This is a genomic window from Actinosynnema mirum DSM 43827, assembly GCF_000023245.1.
GTDB classification, from domain to species: domain Bacteria; phylum Actinomycetota; class Actinomycetes; order Mycobacteriales; family Pseudonocardiaceae; genus Actinosynnema; species Actinosynnema mirum.
In genome coordinates this window covers 1,100,552-1,119,300 of the sequence record NC_013093.1, presented here as the reverse complement: position 1 = coordinate 1,119,300, position 18,749 = coordinate 1,100,552, and the positions used below count along the sequence as shown (strand labels likewise).

18 protein-coding genes are annotated in these 18,749 nt (G+C 73.8%); 6 read left to right on the top strand and 12 right to left on the bottom strand.

Features of this window, described 5'->3' with window-relative positions:
• Positions 1-10: 10 nt before the first annotated feature.
• Positions 11-580 (top strand): isochorismatase family protein, encoded by a 570-nt coding sequence (locus tag AMIR_RS05030; RefSeq protein ID WP_012783621.1) that lies wholly within the window; start codon positions 11-13, stop codon positions 578-580.
• 142 nt (positions 581-722) lie between these two features.
• Here the strand turns inward: AMIR_RS05030 and AMIR_RS05025 are convergent, their stop codons facing one another.
• The 4 genes from AMIR_RS05025 to AMIR_RS05010 all read right to left on the bottom strand — a co-directional run bounded on the left by AMIR_RS05025 (position 723) and on the right by AMIR_RS05010 (position 3,708).
• The gene (locus AMIR_RS05025) at positions 723-1,379 is read right to left on the bottom strand and encodes a hypothetical protein (protein WP_012783620.1); all 657 of its coding nucleotides are present in this window, start codon (positions 1,377-1,379) and stop codon (positions 723-725) included.
• 126 nt (positions 1,380-1,505) lie between these two features.
• On the bottom strand, positions 1,506-2,678 hold the full coding sequence (gene wecB / locus AMIR_RS05020; protein WP_012783619.1) for a non-hydrolyzing UDP-N-acetylglucosamine 2-epimerase: 1,173 nt from the start codon (positions 2,676-2,678) through the stop codon (positions 1,506-1,508).
• Between the two features lie 71 nt (positions 2,679-2,749).
• Positions 2,750-2,908, bottom strand: a complete 159-nt coding sequence (locus AMIR_RS05015) for an LPXTG cell wall anchor domain-containing protein (RefSeq protein ID WP_085945071.1) — start codon at positions 2,906-2,908, stop codon at positions 2,750-2,752.
• A gap of 11 nt (positions 2,909-2,919) precedes the next feature.
• Positions 2,920-3,708, bottom strand: coding sequence for a choice-of-anchor protein CoaP (locus tag AMIR_RS05010; protein WP_012783617.1), 789 nt, complete (start codon positions 3,706-3,708; stop codon positions 2,920-2,922).
• A gap of 280 nt (positions 3,709-3,988) precedes the next feature.
• Between AMIR_RS05010 and xrtP the strand changes: the two genes are divergently transcribed.
• From xrtP to AMIR_RS04990, 4 genes are all read left to right on the top strand, one after another.
• Positions 3,989-4,504 carry an exosortase P gene (xrtP, locus tag AMIR_RS05005; protein ID WP_012783616.1) on the top strand — a complete coding sequence of 172 codons (516 nt, stop codon included), beginning with the start codon at positions 3,989-3,991 and terminating at the stop codon, positions 4,502-4,504.
• The gene (locus AMIR_RS05000; RefSeq protein ID WP_012783615.1) at positions 4,501-5,853 is read left to right on the top strand and encodes an XrtP-associated glycosyltransferase; all 1,353 of its coding nucleotides are present in this window, start codon (positions 4,501-4,503) and stop codon (positions 5,851-5,853) included. Before xrtP ends, AMIR_RS05000 begins: the two co-directional genes overlap by 4 nt.
• A 135-nt stretch (positions 5,854-5,988) precedes the next feature.
• Positions 5,989-6,564 (top strand): biotin transporter BioY, encoded by a 576-nt coding sequence (locus tag AMIR_RS04995; protein ID WP_012783614.1) that lies wholly within the window; start codon positions 5,989-5,991, stop codon positions 6,562-6,564.
• Between the two features lie 156 nt (positions 6,565-6,720).
• Entirely contained in the window at positions 6,721-8,766 is a 2,046-nt protein-coding gene (locus AMIR_RS04990; RefSeq protein WP_012783613.1) for an ATP-dependent DNA helicase, read from the top strand.
• A 17-nt stretch (positions 8,767-8,783) separates the two neighbouring features.
• On the opposite strand, the gene AMIR_RS04985 is transcribed toward AMIR_RS04990, so the two are convergent.
• From AMIR_RS04985 to ctaD, 6 genes are all read right to left on the bottom strand, one after another.
• Positions 8,784-10,196, bottom strand: a complete 1,413-nt coding sequence (locus tag AMIR_RS04985) for a phospholipase D-like domain-containing protein (RefSeq protein WP_012783612.1) — start codon at positions 10,194-10,196, stop codon at positions 8,784-8,786.
• Between the two features lie 80 nt (positions 10,197-10,276).
• The gene (locus tag AMIR_RS04980) at positions 10,277-10,480 is read right to left on the bottom strand and encodes a hypothetical protein (RefSeq protein ID WP_143760641.1); all 204 of its coding nucleotides are present in this window, start codon (positions 10,478-10,480) and stop codon (positions 10,277-10,279) included.
• On the bottom strand, positions 10,477-11,265 hold the full coding sequence (locus tag AMIR_RS04975) for a hypothetical protein (protein WP_041836583.1): 789 nt from the start codon (positions 11,263-11,265) through the stop codon (positions 10,477-10,479). The genes AMIR_RS04980 and AMIR_RS04975 overlap by 4 nt, the downstream gene beginning before the upstream one ends.
• 987 nt (positions 11,266-12,252) lie before the next feature.
• Positions 12,253-12,930, bottom strand: coding sequence for an aminoacyl-tRNA hydrolase (locus AMIR_RS04970; RefSeq protein WP_143761058.1), 678 nt, complete (start codon positions 12,928-12,930; stop codon positions 12,253-12,255).
• A 104-nt stretch (positions 12,931-13,034) separates the two neighbouring features.
• Complete coding sequence (serB, locus tag AMIR_RS04965) at positions 13,035-14,255, bottom strand: phosphoserine phosphatase SerB (protein ID WP_012783609.1); 1,221 nt, start codon at positions 14,253-14,255, stop codon at positions 13,035-13,037.
• Between the two features lie 91 nt (positions 14,256-14,346).
• Entirely contained in the window at positions 14,347-16,137 is a 1,791-nt protein-coding gene (gene ctaD, locus AMIR_RS04960) for an aa3-type cytochrome oxidase subunit I (RefSeq protein WP_012783608.1), read from the bottom strand.
• Positions 16,138-16,708: 571 nt separating this feature from the next.
• Between ctaD and AMIR_RS04955 the strand changes: the two genes are divergently transcribed.
• Complete coding sequence (locus AMIR_RS04955) at positions 16,709-17,545, top strand: phosphotransferase (RefSeq protein WP_049796738.1); 837 nt, start codon at positions 16,709-16,711, stop codon at positions 17,543-17,545.
• A gap of 32 nt (positions 17,546-17,577) precedes the next feature.
• Here AMIR_RS04955 and AMIR_RS04950 read toward each other — a convergent pair whose 3' ends face one another.
• Both AMIR_RS04950 and mtnB read right to left on the bottom strand, forming a co-directional pair.
• Complete coding sequence (locus tag AMIR_RS04950; RefSeq protein ID WP_012783606.1) at positions 17,578-18,147, bottom strand: 1,2-dihydroxy-3-keto-5-methylthiopentene dioxygenase; 570 nt, start codon at positions 18,145-18,147, stop codon at positions 17,578-17,580.
• On the bottom strand, positions 18,144-18,686 hold the full coding sequence (gene mtnB, locus AMIR_RS04945) for a methylthioribulose 1-phosphate dehydratase (protein ID WP_049797082.1): 543 nt from the start codon (positions 18,684-18,686) through the stop codon (positions 18,144-18,146). Before mtnB ends, AMIR_RS04950 begins: the two co-directional genes overlap by 4 nt.
• Positions 18,687-18,749 lie beyond the last annotated feature (63 nt).

The window sequence follows — 18,749 nt, the reverse complement described above, 5'->3', positions numbered from 1 at the left end:
GGTGGGCGCTGTGGGCAGGGCACTGATCGTGGTGGACGTGCAGAACGACTTCTGCGAGGGGGGATCGCTCGCGGTGGCGGGCGGCGCGGCGGTGGCCTCGGCCATCAGCGCGCACGTGCGGGGCGGTGGGTACGACCACGTCGTGGCGACGCGGGACTACCACGTCGACCCCGGCGGGCACTTCAGCGAGTCGCCGGACTACGTGGACTCGTGGCCGGTGCACTGCGTGGCCGGGACGGCGGGGGCCTCGTTCCACCCGGAGCTGGACGTGACCGGGGTGGAGGCGGTGTTCTCCAAGGGCGCGTACGAGGCGGCGTACTCGGGGTTCGAGGGCGCGGCAGGCGACGGGGCGTCCCTGGTGGACTGGTTGCGCGAGCGCGGCGTCGAGCGGGTGGACGTGGTGGGGATCGCCACGGACCACTGCGTGCGGGCGACGGCGCTGGACGCGGCGGCGGCCGGGTTCGCCACGCGGGTGCTGCTCGGGCTGACCGCCGGGGTGGCGCGGCCGACCGTGGACTCGGCGCTGGAGCAGCTGCGGGCCGCCGGGGTCGAGCTGGACGGGGAGCCCGCGGTCGGCTGACCGCGCGGCTGCCCCGATGGCTCGGGGCAGCGGGCTCGGGACTGCGGGGCTCGGGACTGCGGGGCTCGGGGCTGCGGGACCTGGAACGGCCGGAGGCCGGGTGCTCGGCGAGCGCCCGGCCTCCGCCGTCGTCCGGGAGCCGTCAGGGGGTGGGCGAGCAGGCCGTGGAGCCCACGACGACCTCGCCGGTGACGCCCGACGCGGGCTGGAACTCCACGCGCATCAGGTTCATCGTGATGCTGCCGTCCGGCGGGGTGGTCACCTCGCCGAAGACGACCTTGGCGAGCAGGTTCGCGCCCTTCTTGACGTCGTAGGTGTAGTTGGCGGTCAGCTGGCTCGGCAGGCCGGTGAAGCCGGACAGGCCGCTGATGCCCCACTGGGCGCTGGTGCCGTCCTGGGTGGCGCTGCAGGAGAGCTGCCAGGAGGCGATCTTGAGGCGGGGGCCGCCCGCGTCCATCAGCGCGGACAGCTCGAACTGCGAGCCCAGCGCCTCGGACTTGGTGGTGGTGATGTAGTTCTCCGGGTCGACCACCTTGGTGGTGCAGGTGGTGGAGCCGGGGCCGAAGCGGACGCCGGTCCGGACCGTGAGCAGCGAGGCGTTGACCTTCACGCCCTCCACGGAGCAGGGCGCGAGCACCCCGGTGGTGACGGTCTGCCCGTTCACCACGTAGTCGGCGACGCCGACCGCGGCGACCCCCGCGGGGGTGTCGTCCGCGAGCGCGGGAGCCGCGGTGGACACCAGCCCCATGGCCAGTGCCGCGGTGACAGCTCCGACTCGGCGCGCCCAGGTGTGGTTCATGTCGAAAGCCCTTCTGCTGTGTTCCGCCCCTCGAGGCCGATATCGAACCAGGCCGCTGTTTTCGTATCACCGGCAGACCTGTTCTCACTCGACCGGGAGATTTTTTCTCCACCGCCGGGTGAGGGATTACGGAACGCGCATGGCAGGAACGGTCGGAGCACCGGAAAGCACGGGAACCGGGGCAATTCCCAGTAGCCTTTCCAGTGCTTTTCGAACCCTGATGGCGGCAAATCCGTCACCGAACGGGTTGCGGCTGTGCGGCAGGCGCAGCCGCGCGCCCAGCGCCCAGCCCGCCTCGGCGAGGATGCGCGTCGGGTCGGTGCCGACCAGCCACGCGCACCCGGCGTCCACCGCCGCCATCCGCTCGGTGCTCTCCCGCAGCACCAGCACCGGCACCCCGAACGAGGGCGCCTCCTCCTGGATGCCGCCGGAGTCCGTGAGCACCAGCGCCGACCTGCGCAGCGCCCGCACCAGGTCCGGGTAGTCCAGCGGCTCGGTCACCACGATCCTCGGGTGCCCGCCGAGCGCGGCGACGACCTGCGCGCGCACCGCCGGGTTCGGGTGCGCGGGCAGCAGCACCCGCACGTCCGGGTGCCGGTCGGCGATGCCGCGCACCGCGCCCAGCACCCGGTCGAGCGGCTCGCCCCAGGACTCGCGGCGGTGCACGGTGACCAGCACCAGGCGCTGCCCGTGCTCGTCGAGCACCCGCTCCAGCACCGCCAGGTCCGGGTCGCGCGCGGGCAGGTCGGCGGCGGCGACCCGCTGCACCGCGTCCACCACCGTGTTCCCGGTGACCACGACGTTCCCGTCGGGCAGCGACTCGCCGAGCAGCGCGCAGGCCGCGTCGTCGGTGGGCGCCAGGTGCAGCGCGGCGATGCGGGCGATCATCTGCCTGGTCCCCTCCTCGGGGAACGGGCTGGCCAGCTCGCCGGTGCGCAGGCCCGCCTCCAGGTGGGCCACGGGCACCCCGCGCCAGAACGCGGCCAGCGCGCCCGCGAGCGCGGTGGTCGTGTCGCCCTGGACCAGCACGGCGGCGGGCGCGCGCCGCCGCAGCACCCGGTCGATCTCCGGCACCAGCAGCGACAGCAGCTCCGCCTGGGTCCCGGTGGCGCGCGGCACGTCCAGCACCTCGTCCGGGACCAGCCCGAACGCGGCCAGCGCCTGCTCGACCACGTCCGCGTGCTGCCCGCCGTGCACGATGACCGGCCTGATCCCGCGGTGACAGGCCAGCTCCAACGCGACCGGGGCGACCTTCACCGCCTCCGGCCTGGTGCCCGCCAGCAGCAGGACTTCCTTCATCTCGTACTCCCTGTCAGGGCACGGGGTCCCCGGCGCTCGGGGGGTTGGGTCGCCGGGGACCCCGCTCGCGATCAGCCGTCGTGGTGCGCGTGCCGCCTGCGGGACCTGCGAAGGAGCAGGACCCCCGAGACGAGCAGCGCGACACCCGCGACGACCCACCACGTCACATCGGCGCCGGTCGCGGCGAGCGTTCCCACGCCCGTTCCCACGGCGACCCCTGCGCCAGGCATCCGGTACACCTTCACACCACCTCCGGGGCGCGGCGGCGGGTGGCCGCGTACGAGACGGGCAGCACGACCAGCGCGAGCGCGCCGACGCCGATCCACAGGCCCGCGCCGGAGGCCAGCGGGACGGGCAGCGCGGCGGCGCCGCAGGTCGTGGACGAGATGACCAGGTCTCCGCTGCCGAGCGAGCCGACGACGCCGTCGAGCAGGCGCAGGCGCAGCGCGTTGACGGTGAGGCTGCCGTCGGCGTTGCGGACCTGCTCGTTGAGCACCAGCTCCGCCACGGTGACGCCGAGGGCGCCCACGTCGACGGTGGTGTTGGCGGCGGGCTCGGTGGCGGGCGTCCGCAGGGTGCCCGCGTCCAGCCCGACCAGCCGGGCCGACCCGGTGAGGCCGTCCTGGGTGGAGGAGCACTCAGCCTCCACGGCCTCGGCGGACCAGGAACCGGTGAGCGCGGCCAGCAGGTCCACCCGCACGTCGACGACGCTGGCTCGGGCGGCGAGGCCGCCGGAGCGCTCGTCGCGCGCCGAGTCGGTGGTGAGCACGCCGGTGGAGAGCGCGCCGGGGACGTCGACGGTCTTGAACGTGCTGGTGAACGGCCCGTCCTCGGAGTGGGCGGCGGCGAACGGGCCGACCGAGGTGGCCCTGCTGCCCAGGAGCGACAGGTCGAGCTTCACGCCGAAGGCGGAGGCGTCGCCCGCCGCCGCCCAGGCGGGCGTCGCGCTGATCAGGAGGGCGGCCACCGCGACCAGCCCGGCGAACCCGCTGGGGCGCGGGACACGGCGGTGCGGGGTTCGGACACGCATGGATTTCCCTTCTCCGTCCGGGGAATCGATTGGGGGGAGCATTTGCACCTATCGGCTGTTCCGGGGATCACTTGACGGGGGATGCCCGGAAAAGCCCAGTGCGGCCACTCGAATCGCCCACAGCCTCGCACCTACGGTGGATTTCAGTTCCGAATTAGCCTCACTTTGTCACCTGTTCAGGGAGTGCAGTCGCACTGCGCGCGGTCCGATGTCCATTCGGTAGCTCATTCGAGCGCTGACCGGTCGTGCAGGAACGTGCGGGAAGGGATGAGGTTCCGTGGTGCTGGCTGTCCCCCGACCGGGGCGACTCCACCGGGTGGTCGTGGCCGCCCTGCTCGGCGGCTCGGCGGCGCTGGTGCTCGCGCACACGGCGTACCGGGCCGCCGAGATCACCCTGGCGGGCGCGCTGCTCGGCCTGATCAGCGAGGACGGGGTGGAGGTGGCCGCGCACCGGCAGACCGTCTACTTCGGCCTCGGCACCGACGCGCCGCTCGGCCTGCGGATGACCCCGGAGTGCACCTCGGCGTTCCTGGTGGTCCCGCTGCTGGTGGTCGGCGCGGTGATGGTCGCGCTGCGGCCCCGGATCACCCGGAGCGTGCTGCTGGCGCTGGCCGTCGCGGGCGGCGCGGTGGTGCTGGTGAACCAGGCGCGGGTGCTGCTCATGGTCGGCCTGGTGCGCCTGCTGGGCGTGGCGGACGGCTACTACTGGGGCCACACGCTGCTCGGGTCGCTGGTGAGCGTGTTCGGCGGGGCCGCCGCGCTGGTGGCCTTCACCTGGCTGGCGACGCGCCGGTGAGCCTGGACGCGCTGCTGGGGTTCACCCAGGCGCTCGCGCTGACCATGAGCGTGGCGTTCCTGGTGTACGTGGGCGTGATCGTGGTGCCGTACCTGCGGCGCAGGCAGGCGCCGTCCGGCGACCCGGCCGGGTTCGACTGGCACTTCCTGCTGCCCTGCCTGGACGAGGCCGCGGTGATCGGCGGGACGGTGCGGTACCTGCGCGCCACGTTCCCGGCCGCACGGGTGTGGGTGGTCGACGACGACTCGGCGGACGGCACGGCCGAGGTGGTGCGCGCGCTGGCGGAGGCGGACCCGGCGGTGCGGCTGGTGCGCAGGCGGGCGCCGTCCGCGCGCACCGGCAAGGGCGACGCGCTGAACGCGGGCTACCGGGCGCTGCGGGCGTGGCTGGCGGGGCGCGGCGACCTGGACGCGGGCCGGGTCGTGGTGGTCGTGGTGGACGCCGACGGCAGGCCCGCCGCGAACTGCCTCGAGGTGTGCGCGGCCCCAGGGCTGTTCGGCTCGCCCGAGGTCGGCGCGGTCCAAGTGGACGTGCGCATGGTCAACACCGGGGTGCGCCAGGAGGGCGTCCCGCGCTGGCGGCGGGCGTTCGGGGCCGGGCTGGTGCGGATGCAGGACCTGGAGTTCCGGACCGCGATCGCCGCGATCCAGCTGTCCAGGGGCGTCACCGGCACGATCTCGCTGGGTGGCAACGGCCAGTTCACCCGGCTGTCCGCGCTGGACTCGGTGGCCGGTCCGGCCGGGCCGTGGCGCGGGTCGCTGCTGGAGGACTTCGAGCTGGGCGTGCACCTGCTCACGGCGGGCTGGCGGACCGCGTTCACCACCGGCACGCACGTGCGGCAGGAGGGCCTGTACAGCCTGCGGCGGTTCCTGGCGCAGCGCACCCGGTGGGGCCAGGGGACGATGCAGTGCGCCCGCTACCTGCGGCGCGTCTGGGACTCGCCGCACCTGTCCACGCTGGGCGCGGCGGAGCTGACCTACTACCTGGCGCAGCCGTGGATGCAGCTGCTCGGCACCCTCGTCTACCCGATCCCGCTGCTGCTGCTCGCCCACCAGGCGGTGCTCGCGCCGGGCGCGGTGTGGGCGTGGTTCACCGGCGGCGCGTGGCTGCTGTTCGCGGTGTACGGGGTGTTCGGGCTGGTGCCGTTCGTGCTGTGGGGGCCGGTGTACCGGGCGCGCTGCGAGCCGGGCACCGGGTTCTGGCGCTCGCTCGGGTACGGGTTCGGCTACGGGCTGTACATCTACACCTTCTACCTGACGTCGTGGCGGGCGGCGGCGCGGCTGGCGAGCGGGCGCGACGGGTGGACCAAGACCCGGCGGAACACCGAACCGCCGGGCGCCGGTCGGTGACCACCCGCCGGGACGACGGTGCCGGTTGGCGGGCGCGGACTGCGGCGGGCGGCTGACTTTGTAGGGTCCGACCAGCGCCGAACGGGTCGTGCGCGATTAACCTCCCGGTGAGTCCCACCAACCCTGGAGGTCCCCGTGTCCGTGTTCGCCGTTCCCGGCCGCAGGGCCGTGCTCGCCGATCTGGTCCCCGGCGCGCTGGCCCGCGACATCGCGCTCGTCGTCGCGGGCGCCGGGCTGACCGGCGTCGCCGCGCAGATCGCGCTGCCCGTCCCCGGCAGCCCGGTCCCGATCACCGGCCAGACGTTCGCGGCGCTGCTCGTCGGCGCGGCGCTGGGCTGGCGGCGCGGCTCGGCGTCGATGCTGCTCTACCTGGTGGCGGGCATGGCCGGTGTGCCCTGGTTCCAGGGCGCGTCCTACGGCACGCCCCCGTCGCTGGGCTACGTCGTCGGCTTCGTGTTCGCCGGCTCCCTGGTCGGCTACCTGGCCGCGCGCGGCGGCGACCGCACCCCGCTGCGCACGGCGGGCACGATGGCGCTGGGCAACCTGGCGATCTACGCGTTCGGCGTGCCGTGGCTGATGGCCGCGACGGGCATGGGCCTGGGCGCGGCGCTGGCCGCGGGCGTCGTGCCGTTCCTGATCGGCGACGCGATCAAGACCGCGCTGGCCGCGGGCCTGCTGCCCGCGACCTGGGCGCTGGTCAACCGGAAGTGATCGACCGGGAGTGAGCAGGCGGGCGTGAGCTCGGGGTCGGCGACGAGGCTGGACCCCCTGCTCACTCCTACCGTGACCCTCCCCTCACCACCCCGCCCCCGGCGGACCGCCCCGGACCGCCCCGGACCGTCGGTGCCGCCCGGTACGGTCTTCGCCGTGCCCCCCGCCATCACCACCGTCCCCGACACCCGCGCGCTCCTGGCCATCGCCGTGAAGGCCGTGGGCGGAGCCGAGCGCGAGGGGCAGGTGGACATGGCGCTCGCCGTCGAGCGGTCCATCCGCACCGGCGAGCACCTCGCCGTCCAGGCGGGCACCGGCACCGGCAAGTCGCTGGCCTACCTGGTCCCCGCGCTGCGGCACGCCGTCGCCGAGGAGAGCACCGTCGTCATCTCGACCGCGACGATCGCCCTGCAGCGCCAGCTCGTGGACCGGGACCTGCCGCGCCTGGCGAAGGCGCTGCGCAAGGAGCTGGGCCGGGAGCCGCGCTTCGCGATCCTCAAGGGCAGGCGCAACTACCTCTGCATGCACCGCCTGCACAGCGGCGCCCCGGACGAGCCCGAGGACGCCGCGCTGTTCGACCCGTTCGCGGTGTCCAAGCTCGGCCGCGAGGTGAAGCGGCTGCACGAGTGGTCCTCCGACACCGAGACCGGCGACCGGGACGAGCTGGTGCCGGGCGTGCCCGACCAGGCGTGGAAGCAGGTGTCGGTCACCGCGCGCGAGTGCCTCGGCGTGAGCAAGTGCCCCATCGGCACGGACTGCTTCGCGGAGAAGGCCCGCGCCGAGGCGGGGCGGGCGGACGTCGTGGTCACCAACCACGCGATGCTCGCCATCGACGCCCTGGAGGGCTACCAGGTGCTGCCCGACCACGACGTGGTCGTGATCGACGAGGCGCACGACCTGGTCGACCGGGTCACCTCCGTGGCGACCGAGGAGCTGGGCTCGGCGGCGATCACGACGGCGGCCCGGCGGTGCGGCAAGCTCGTCGACCAGGCCGTCGCGGACCGGCTCGCCGAGGCCGGTGACGGGCTCGGGATGCTGCTGGAGGACGCGCCCGCAGGGCGGTTGGAGTCGCTGCCGAAGGCGCTGGCCACGACGGTGGCCGCGGTGCGGGACGCGGCGCGGGTGTGCATCACCTCGCTCGGGCCCGAGCGCAAGGAGGACGTGGAGGGCTCGACGGCGCGGAAGCTGGCGCTGTCGCTGCTGGACGACATCCACGACTGCGCGGTGCGGGTGCTGGAGGCGTTCGACGACGAGCACGACGTGGTGTGGGTGTCCGGCGACTTCGGCGGGAACCGCGCGCCGGTGCTGCGGGTCGCGCCGCTGGGCGTGGGCGGGCTGCTGCGGGAGCGGCTGTTCGGCAAGCGCACCACGGTGCTGACGTCGGCGACGCTCACCCTGGGCGGCACGTTCGACACGCTGGCCAGGCAGTGGGGGCTGCCCGCGGCGTCGGGGGCGCGGAAGGCCGAGGGCAGCGGGAAGGCAGCGGGGACCGCCACCGACAAGGAGCCGCCGTCGGACCTGGGCGCGGTGAGGTGGACCGGGCTGGACGTGGGCTCGCCGTTCGAGCACGGCAGCAGCGGCATCCTGTACGTGGCGCGGCACCTGCCCCCGCCCGGTCGCGACGGCCTGCCGCCCGCGTACCTGGACGAGCTGGAGGGCCTGGTGAACGCGGCGGGCGGGCGCGCGCTGGGGCTGTTCTCCTCGATGCGCGCGGCGAAGGCGGCGACCGAGGCGCTGCGCGGGCGGGTGGACTTCCCGGTGCTGTGCCAGGGCGACGACCAGACCGGGCAGCTGGTGAAGCGGTTCGCCGAGGACGCGCGGACGTGCCTGTTCGGCACGCTGTCGCTGTGGCAGGGCGTGGACGTGCCCGGCCCCTCGCTGCAGCTGGTGGTGATGGACCGCATCCCGTTCCCCAGGCCGGACGACCCGCTGGCGTCGGCGCGGCAGAAGGCCGTGGACTCCAGGGGCGGCAACGGGTTCCTGACCGTGTCGGCCACGCACGCGGCGCTGCTGCTGGCGCAGGGCGCGGGGCGGTTGCTGCGGTCGATGAACGACAAGGGCGTGGTGGCGGTGCTGGACCCGAGGCTGGCGACGGCGCGCTACGGCGGTTTCCTGCGCGCGTCGCTGCCGCCGTTCTGGACCACGTACGACACCGAGGTGGTCAAGGCGGCGCTGAAGCGGCTGGACGCGGCGAACAAGTAGGGCCCGGTTCCTCCCGCTCAGCCGTCGACGAGCAGTCCGCGCAGCGGTCCCTGGAGTCGTTCGGAGCGGCGGGACACGCCGGGCAGGCGCACCGCGCGGTGCTCGCCCGCGCGGCCCGCGTCGTGGTCGAGCGCGGCGCGCCAGAGCCGGTCCACGACCTCGTCGGGCGGTCCGTCCACCTCGGACTCGGCCAGCCCGAGGTGCTCGGCCCACAGCCGCAGCCGGGTGTCGCGGGCCAGGTCCGGGTCGTCGGTGACGAGGTTGACCTCGGTGTCGTTGAACAGCGAGTGCTCGTTGAGGTTGGCCGAGCCGAGGGTGAGCCAGCGGTCGTCCACGATCGCCAGCTTGGCGTGCACGTAGACCGGGCTGCCGTCGTGGGCGGCGAGCGTGGCGGCGACCAGGCGGCCGTTGCCGTCGTCGGCGTCCAGGAGCCTGCCGAGCTGGCCGCGCGTGGTGTCGGCGCCGTTGCTGGGCTTGCGGGGCAGCACGAGCACGACGCGGAAGCGCGGGTCGGGCGGGGTGCGCAGCTTGTCGATGAGGATCTCGACGACCTCGGGCGACCAGAGGAACTGGTTCTCCAGGTAGACGAGCCGCTCGGCGGAGCGCAGGCCGCGCAGGTAGGCGTCGGCGAGGCTGAAGTCGCCGCGCGGGGCGAAGTCGTAGGTGCGCTCGGGCACGGTGCGCGCGATCTGCACGCTGGCGCCGCCCTTCGCGGCGGGCACGCGCGGCTCGGGCAGCTCCTCGCGGGCGATCTCCTGCCAGCGCTGCCGGAAGTGCTCGGCGACGTCGGCGACGGCGGGCCCCTCGATCCGGGCGGCGAGGTCGTGCCACCCCACGGGCTCGCGCGGCGGGTGGTCGGTGGTGTCGTGCCGGTCGCCGTCGAGCGCGGTGAAGTCCAGGCCGCCGACGAAGGCGACCTCGTCGTCCACGACCACGATCTTCTCGTGGTGGCAGTGCAGGGTGCGCTCGCGCGTGTCGAGCAGGCAGCGCACCCGGCTGTCCCGCTCGAACTCGGCGGTGGACCGCCGGGTGCGCTTGCGGGTCGGCTCGAACAGCGGCACGGGCGGGCCGCCCCACACGAGCATCCGCACGTCGACCCGCTCGGCGACGTCGGCGAGCAGGTCGCGCAGCGGGGGCGAGCCGGGTTCGCGGGTGAGCCGGAAGTCGGCGCTGGCGTGCCAGTTGGCGATGTGGACGTGCGAGCGCGCGGCGCGGATGGCCGCGTCGATCTCGGGCAGCCCCTCGCGCCCGTCGATGAGCACCCGCACCAGGTTGCCGTCCCTGACCTGGCGGTGCGGGCTCCACGAACCGGCGTCGCCGCCGAGCACGCTCGCCCACCCGAGCTTGCCGAGCCTGCGCCGGTGGTGTGCCAGCACAGCCCGCTCCAGTCCGTCGCCGAGCCGCTCGTCGAGCACGTCCAAGAGCCCCATGCACGGGGTGTTCACCGCGCGGGTGGTCGTTCAAACGCGGTGCGGGGGCGCCGCACGGGGCCGCGCCCCCGCACCGGGGCTCACCCGCGCCCGATGTGCCCGTGGAAGAACCCGACGGCCCCGGCGAGCGCGGCCAGCCCGACGATGGTGGCGGCGGGCAGGTTGTCCCCGGCCAGGTAGGCCAGGGCGCCGACGAGGCCGCCGCACAGCAGCGCGGCGATCAGGACGACGGCGGTGCGCAGGGGCAGGAGCGGGTCCCGCTCGTCCTTGTCGACCACGCTCACCGCCCGCCCCTCGGGCGCGCCAGGAGCTTGGTGACCCAGCCGCACACCCGGCCGACCGCGTCGGGCGGCGCGGGCTCCGCGGTCGCGGCGCTCCCGGCGGGAAGCGCTTCCCCGACCGGCGGGGGCAGCGGTCCGAGGGCGCGGTGGATCTCGGCGTGGCGCAGCCGCGTGCGCAGCCCCTCCCAGCGGGCGATCCACAGGGCGGCCTGCTCCCGGTCCTGCCCGCACCCGAGGACGAACTGGACGACCTGCTCGGCCCGCGTGGGCAGGGTGTCGCGGGTGCAGAGGTTGTGCGCGGTGCTCTTGGGCAGCGCCCTGCCGGTGTTGTCGGAGATCTCCTGGTAGGACAGCTCGCACGACCGGCGCAGCGCGTCGAGCGCCTGGTTGTACTGCTTGGCGGTCACGGCGGCGGTCGCCAGCGCCAGCGGGTCGACCGGCCCGGCGTCGGTGTCGCTCATGCTCGGTGGAACTCCTCCGCTCAGCGCTCCCGCCCGCTCGGGCAGGAGACATCGGTCTGGTGGTGCCGTTCCCCGCTCCGCGGCCTCCAGCGCGCGGCGCCAGCGCAGGATCTCGTCCTGGCCGACCCCGCAGGCGTCGAGGACGGCGAAGGTGTGCTGCCAGGTGGGGCGACCGCCCCGCAGCAGCTCGGGGAGCATGGCCGGGCGCACGCCGCGGGCAACCAGCTCCCGGTGGGAGGGGCTGCCCGCGGCGCGCCAGGCGCTGAGCACCCGGTGCTGGAGGCGCCGCCGGAGCTGCGCGCCGCCGTCGCCCTGCACGGTGCTCACGGGCGTCACCCGCGTGCGGGAGCGCGCGGGGGTTCTCCGCCGTGGTGATCCCGGTCCGGTCCGGGTAAGGCGGCTTTCGGATGAGCGTTCACGCGGAACCCCGTTCTCGACTTGTGCTTCTTCGTCCCTGACCTGGGCTGGTGCTCGACGCGGTCGCCTCCCGAATAGGTCCGCCGGGGCCAACCGGCGGTTCGGGATTGGGCGGTGCGGTCGCACTGGGTTGAAGCGTAGAGCAAGGCGCCGACAGTGGCGGAATGGTTGGGATCAACGCGGGGCCAATGGCCCGGCAACGCACAAATGCGGCTTTATGACAAGGCAGATGAGCGTCAAGTCGTCGATTTGGACGTCCAAGAACCGACCCCTGCGGGGGACTGCCCCGACCGGGTGATGAGCGCCGCTGTCCAGCGCGGACCGCGTCCCGCCCGGTTGGACGCGCCACGGACGTGGCTGGACGGCGGTGGTGGCGCTTCCGGGGCTCGTCTACGGTGACCACGCGCTCGAACTCCTCCGAGCAGTCCTCGGGGAGCGGGCGGGACCCGTGACCGACCCCTTGACCTGGGCGACCTCGGGCAGTGCGGCGGGTCTCCGGGCCAACGGGGGCCCGCCGCGTCCCGGCCTCGCGACGCCCGCGCGGTGGCGGGGAGCGGGCTTGGACGCGGGGGCGCGCAACGCGGGGGCGGCGGGATCAGACAGGGTCCACGGACGTCCGCGCGGCCCGACCGGGAGGGATCACCCTCCGCTCCCGGAACGGGCCACCACGGCAGCAGTGATCCGGATCACCACCGGAAAGCGGGCCCCGGACCGACCGGTGGACGACCGGGTGGTTGAACGGTGGAACACTCGGTGAAATGATCCGGACCGATCCCGGATATGACGGGACATCGCATTCCCATCGAGGCTACTCGAACCGCAGAAATTCACTCGAAAGTGTTCACCCGCGCCGGGCGGGGACGCCTTTCCCGGATCATCCCCGCCCCACGTGAGGACCTACCGCACCGCGGCGACCGTCGCCGTTCCCGGCTCGACCTCGGTGTACCCCGCGTCCCGCACCACGATCGCGTCCGGCCGCGCCACCAGCGCGTCCCACTCGGCCCGGCTCGGCGTGCGCACCGCGCAGCGGAACCCGTCCGCCGCCCACCGCGCCAGCTCCGCCGCGTCCAGGTGCGGGGCCAGCAGCATCGAGGCGTGCCCGACCTGGGCCGCCGCCTTGCCCGCCGTCATGGTCACGCCGGGGTTCAGCCACAGCAGCCGCGCACCCTCCGGCACGGGCCCCGGCTCGCCGTCCTCGGGCAGCTCGCTGCCGGAGATCTGCAACCGGCTGATCTCCTTCGGCGCCTCCCCCACGACCCCCGGCACGAACGCGCGCACCGACGCGCCGCCCACGGTCACCGTGACGCCCGGCAGGGCCTGCACGGCCTCCCAGTGCGCCCCTCGCGCCCTCCTGGCGACCTTGCGGATGCGCCCGCGCACCCACGCCACGACCTCGTCGTGCCACTCGCCACCGGGATCCGCGCGCGGGTCCAGGCACACCGCCACCGCGGCGGCGGCAGCGGCCTCCAGCACGTCGAGGCGGGACGGCGGCGCGCTGCGCTCGATCCGCATGACCACCGGCATGGCGCGCACCAGCTCGCCCTCGGGCTCGCCGTAGTCGCGACCCAGCAGCATCGACAGGACCCCGTTCACCGGCCCGGCCCCGTTCGCCTGCCCGGCCCCTGTCACCGACTCGGCCCCGTTCGCCGACTCGATCCCCGTCACCGGCTCGACCCCCGTCACTGGCGCACCAGGTCCAGCCCGTCCGCGAGGTCCGCGGCCTCCACCTCGGCGCGCGTCACGCCGAGCACGAACAGCACCGCGTCCAGGAACGGGTGCGACAGCGCGGTGTCCGCGACCTCGCGCAGCGCCGGCTTGGCGTTGAACGCGATGCCCAGCCCGGCCGCGCCGATCATGTCGATGTCGTTCGCCCCGTCCCCGACCGCGACGGTCTGCGCCATCGGCACCCCGACCGAGTCCGCGAACCGCCGCAGCGCCACCGCCTTGCCCGGCCGGTCCACGATCTCGCCGAGCACCCGGCCGGTCAGCTTGCCGTCCACGACCTCCAGCTCGTTGGCCGCGCAGAAGTCCAGCCCCAGCTCGGTGACCAGCGACCGGATCACCCTGGTGAACCCGCCCGACACGACCCCGCAGCGGAACCCGAGCCGCTTGAGGGTGCGGATCGTGGTGCGCGCGCCGGGCGTCAGCTCCAGCGACGCGGCCACCTCGTCCAGCACGCCCTCGTCCAGGCCCTCCAGCAGCGCCACGCGCCTCTCCAGCGACTCGGCGAAGTCCAGCTCGCCCCGCATGGCCGCCTCGGTGATCTCGCGGACCTGGGGCTCCACGCCCACGTGCGCGGCCAGCATCTCGATCACCTCGCCCTGGATGAGCGTGGAGTCCACGTCGAACACGACGAGCCGCTTGGCCCGCCTGGTCAGCCCGGCCCGCTCCACGGCCACGTCCACCCCGGCGCGCGCGGCCACGACGGCGAGCGCCGCGCGCAGCTGCGCGTCCGCCTCCTCGGTGTCGTGGGCGACCGAGATCCGCAGCTCCAGCCCGGTCACCGGGTAGTCGGCGACCCCCCGGATGGCGTCGATGTTCGCGCCGAGCGCGGCGAGCTTGCGGGCGACCTCGGTGAACGCCCGCGCGGTGACCGGGTGACCCAGCAGGATCAGGACGTGGCTGGACTCCAGCCGGGCGGTGCGGCGCGAGTCGGCGCCGATCTCCACCTCGACGCTCATCGACACCGTCGCCATGGCCTGCTCCACGGCCTCCTGGATGCCTTCGGGGTCGCGCTGGGCGGACACCAGCACCCCGAGCACCAGCCTGCCCCGGATCACGACCTGCTCGACGTCGAGCACGTCGACCCCGTGCCTGGTGAGCACGGCGAACAGCACCGAGGACACGCCCGGCTTGTCCGGGCCGGTCACGGTGATCAGGACTGGGGTCGCGCTGGGCATCGTCAACACCGGCTCCTCTGCCAGGGAAACGCGAGGAGCCCCGACGACCGCGCTGGTCGCCGGGGCTCCTCGTTGAACCTGTCTCAGGTTACTAGTGCTTGTGGTCGTGCTCGGTGCCCTCCGACGCGGTGCCGGACTGCACCGCCTTGGCGGCCAGCTCGGACGGCGCCGACTTGGCCTTCTCGTGCGGGATGGCGCGGCCGGTCAGCGTCACGTGCGCCTCGGCGTGCATCCGCTCGATCATGTGCGGGTAGTGCAGCTCGAACGCCGGGCGGGCCGAGCGGATGCGGGGCAGCTCGGTGAAGTTGTGCCTCGGCGGCGGGCAGGAGGTCGCCCACTCCAGCGAGTTGCCGAAGCCCCACGGGTCGTCGACCTTCACGACCTCGCCGTACCGGTAGCTCTTGAACACGTTCCAGATGAACGGCAGCGTGGACGCGCCGAGCAGGTACGCGCCGATCGTGGAGACCATGTTCAGCGTGGTGAAGCCGTCGGCGGCCAGGTAGTCCGCGTACCGGCGGGGCATCCCCTCGGCGCCCAGCCAGTGCTGCACCAGGAACGTCGCGTGGAAGCCCAGGAACGTGGTCCAGAAGTGCAGCTTCGCCAGGCCCTCGTCCAGCATCCGGCCGGTCATCTTCGGGAACCAGAAGTAGATGCCCGCGAAGGTGGCGAACACGATCGTGCCGTACAGCACGTAGTGGAAGTGGGCGACGACGAAGTACGTGTCGGACACGTGGAAGTCGATCGCCGGGGCCGCCAGCAGCACGCCGGACAGGCCGCCGAAGAGGAAGGTCACGATGAAGCCGATGCTGAACAGCATGGGCGACTCGAAGGTGAGCTGCCCCTTCCACATCGTGCCGATCCAGTTGAAGAACTTGATGCCGGTCGGGACCGCGATGAGGAAGGTCATGAACGCGAAGAACGGCAGCAGGACCGCGCCGGTGGCGTACATGTGGTGCGCCCACACGGCCACGGACAGCGCCGCGATGCCGAGCGTGGCGTAGACCAGGCCGTTGTAGCCGAAGATCGGCTTGCGGCTGAAGACCGGGAAGACCTCGGACACGATGCCGAAGAACGGCAGCGCGATGATGTAGACCTCGGGGTGGCCGAAGAACCAGAACAGGTGCTGCCACAGGATCACGCCGCCGTTGGCCGGGTCGAAGACGTGCGCTCCGAGATGCCGGTCGGCGAGGAGCCCGAACAGGGCCGCGGTCAGGATCGGGAACGCCAGCAGCACCAGGACGCTGGTGACCAGGATGTTCCAGGTGAAGATCGGCATCCGGAACATGGTCAGGCCGGGCGCGCGCAGGCACACGATCGTGGTGATCATGTTGACCGCGCCGAGGATGGTGCCGAGACCGCCGACCGCCAGGCCCGCGATCCACAGGTCGGCGCCCGCGCCGGGCGAGTGGATGGCGTTCGACAGCGGGGTGTAGGCGAACCAGCCGAAGTCGGCGGCGCCGCCGGGCGTGAGGAAGCCCGACATGGTGATGAGGCCGCCGAACAGGTACAGCCAGTACGAGAAGGCGTTCAACCGGGGGAACGCGACGTCCGGCGAGCCGATCTGCAGCGGCAGGATGAAGTTGGCGAAGCCGAACACGATCGGGGTGGCGTACAGCAGCAGCATCACCGTGCCGTGCATGGTGAACAGCTGGTTGTACTGCTCGTTCGAGAGGAACTGCATCCCCGGTCGGGCGAGCTCCGTCCTGATCAGCATCGCCATCGCGCCGCCCACCATGAAAAAGATGAACGACGTGACCAGGTACATGATGCCGATTTGCTTGTGGTCCGTGGTGCGGAACATCCGCAGCAGGAACGAACCCTTGACCGCCTCGCGAGTCCCGAAGGGCCGCGTTGCGATCGGCTGCGGGGCTACGGCCGTCACGGTGCCTCCTGCACTGTTGGTTCTTCATTCACAGGTGGCTGAGCGTGGTCGCCACCGGCTCACCGGATCGTAGACGTCTTGTTCGGGCGCGGCGCGCTTGACCCTCGCCACCGATCACCCGACGTAGTTCAGGTCACACCGGCGGACCGCCCGGACGGGCAAGCGCGTTCACCGTGGCCAATGACCCTGCGATGATCATGTCAAGTTGACGATCCCGCTGGTCAGAAGGGTGTTTCCCGACGAGCGGAAGCCGCTGCCCCCCGCTCCGGAGGGCCTTTCCGGCGGTCCGGGCGGTGGTCCGCGAGCACAGGCCCGAGGGTCCGCGCAAGGGGCGCGGGGCACCAGTCGACCGAGGACCCGGCCCCTGTCGGACAGGTCGACCTTACCGAACGTGCGGGCCGCCCGCGAGCGTCTGGGGAGCCCCTGGTGAGGGCCCGCGGGGCGGTGCGGGAATGGCCTCGCGCGACGGGCCGGTTCCGGCGGCGGGGAAAAGCGATTCGCGCTCGCGCGCTTCCGTGCGACCTTTCCTCGGGTGACCAGGTCGGAATTGCGAGCGCTTTTCGCGTCGGCGGTGGAACTGGGTCTGCCGGTCGACGACCCGGTGGTGCTCAAGGACGGCAGCAACGTCCTCGTGCTGCTGCGACCGGCCCCGGTGGTGGCCAGGGTCGGGGCGGTGACGGCGGCGGTGCGCGGGGACGTGGCGGGGCACTTCCGGCGGGCCGACGCGGTGAGCCGCCACCTGGCCGCGCGCGGGGTGCCGGTGGTGGAGCCGCTGGTCGGGCCGGTGGAGCGGGACGGGCACGCGGTCGCGTTCGCCCGGCACGTGCCGCACCGGCCGGGCGCGCTGCCCGCCGCCGAACTGGCGACGCTGCTGGGCGGGCTGCACGCGGCGCTGCGCGACCACGACGGCGAGCTGCCCGTGCGCGGGCCGCTGGACGACGTGGACGCCGCGCTGGCGCTGCTGGGGTGGCCGCCGGAGCAGGCCGAGCGGCGCGCGGGGCTGGTGGCGCGCCTGCCGGACGTGCCGGTGCGACCGCTGCACGGCGACGCGCACGCGGGCAACGTGCTGCTCACCGACGCGGGGCCGGTGTGGAACGACTTCGAGGACGCCTGGCTGGGACCGCCCGCGTGGGACCTCGTGTGCGCGGGCCTGACCGGGGCAGGCGGAGCGGGGACCGGCGAGATCGGGACCGACCTGGTCGGGACCTACCTGGCGGCTGCGGCGGACGTGGCCGCCGAGGAGGTGGCGCCGGAGGTCCTCGCGCGCTTCGCCGAGCTGCGCGCCCTCCAGGCGGACTGCTGGCGCGCGGCGGCCCGCCTGGTCCACGAGCGCCGGGCGGCCCCCGCCGACCGGGAGCGCGCCCGACCGGCCGCCGCACAGCACGACGCCCCGGCGCACCGCTCCTGACGGGGCGACGCGCCGGGGCGTCGACCGGGCGCTCAGCCCCGGCGCCCGGCCATCAGCTCGTCGAACGTCGGGAACGACTTGGCGATCTCGCTCCCGGTGAAGTTCCCGACCCACCCGTCGTCGTCGTGGAAGAACCGGATCGACACGTAGTCCGGCCTGGTGCCCATGTCGAACCAGTGGGTGGTGTTCGCGGGCACGCTCAGCAGGTCGCCCGCCTCGCACAGCACGGCGTGCACCCGCCCGGCCACGTGCAGGTAGAACACCCCGGCCCCGCGCGCGAAGAACCGGTCCTCGTCGTCGTCGTGGGTGTGCTCGGCCAGGAACCTCGCCCGCGCGCCCGCCGCGGCGGCCAGCCACTCGGGGTCGTCGGACGGGGTCTGGTGCATGGCGTCGACCAGCACGTACCCCTCGGTCTCCACCACCCGCGCCACCTGCTCGCGGTAGGCGTCGAGCGCGTTGTCGACGGTCACGTCCGGCAGCACCGGCCACCGCTCGTACCGCACGCCGAACCGCTCCAGCTCGGCCCGCACCTCGTCCGGCTCCGAGGTGCGCAGCAGCACCTCGTCCGGGTTCTCGTCGGCCCACACGGTCAGCAGGGTCATCGGGAGTCCCTCCTCGTCTCGACCTTGAAGCGCAGCAGCCACTCCAGGCACTCCAGCCGGTGCCTGGCCTGGCGCAGGTCCGCCCCCCAGGCGTACACCCCGTGCCTGGCCACGAGCAACGCGGGCACGTCCGGCCGGAACCCGGCCTCGAACGCGTCGCCGAGCACGCCCATGTCCTGGCTGTTGGGCGCCACCGGGATCGTGACCACGTCGTGGTCGGCGCGCCCGAAGCCCTTGAGCATCTCCAGGTCGCGCAGCTCGACGCCGTCCGGCCAGAACTCGGCGGCCAGCACCGGCGCGAGCGCGTGCACGTGGACGACCGCGCCCGCGCCCGCCACGGCGGCGATCCGCCCGTGCAGGCCGGCCTCGGCGGAGGGGACCTTCACCGGGTCGTCGGTGCGGCCGTGCCCGTCGACGACCACCACGTCGTCGTCGGTCAGCTCGCCCTTGTCCTTGCCGCTGGTGGTGACCGCGAGCCGCAGCGGGTCGCGGCCGAGGACGACCGACAGGTTGCCGGACGTGCCGCGCATCCAGCCCATGCCCGCGTAGCGCGCGCACTCGGCGGCCAGCGCGGCGCCCGCCGCCCGCAGCTCCACGTCCGC

Coding starts and splice junctions, on each gene's coding strand:
- AMIR_RS05025 (WP_012783620.1), bottom strand. CDS start 1,379: ATGAACCACACCTGGGCGCGCCGAGTCGGAGCTGTCACCGCGGCACTG.
- wecB (WP_012783619.1), bottom strand. CDS start 2,678: ATGAAGGAAGTCCTGCTGCTGGCGGGCACCAGGCCGGAGGCGGTGAAG.
- AMIR_RS05015 (WP_085945071.1), bottom strand. CDS start 2,908: ATGCCTGGCGCAGGGGTCGCCGTGGGAACGGGCGTGGGAACGCTCGCC.
- AMIR_RS05010 (WP_012783617.1), bottom strand. CDS start 3,708: ATGCGTGTCCGAACCCCGCACCGCCGTGTCCCGCGCCCCAGCGGGTTC.
- AMIR_RS04985 (WP_012783612.1), bottom strand. CDS start 10,196: ATGGGGCTCTTGGACGTGCTCGACGAGCGGCTCGGCGACGGACTGGAG.
- AMIR_RS04970 (WP_143761058.1), bottom strand. CDS start 12,930: ATGCTGCTGGGTCGCGACTACGGCGAGCCCGAGGGCGAGCTGGTGCGC.
- serB (WP_012783609.1), bottom strand. CDS start 14,255: ATGCCCAGCGCGACCCCAGTCCTGATCACCGTGACCGGCCCGGACAAG.
- AMIR_RS04950 (WP_012783606.1), bottom strand. CDS start 18,147: ATGACCCTGCTGACCGTGTGGGCCGACGAGAACCCGGACGAGGTGCTG.
- mtnB (WP_049797082.1), bottom strand. CDS start 18,686: ATGGGCTGGATGCGCGGCACGTCCGGCAACCTGTCGGTCGTCCTCGGC.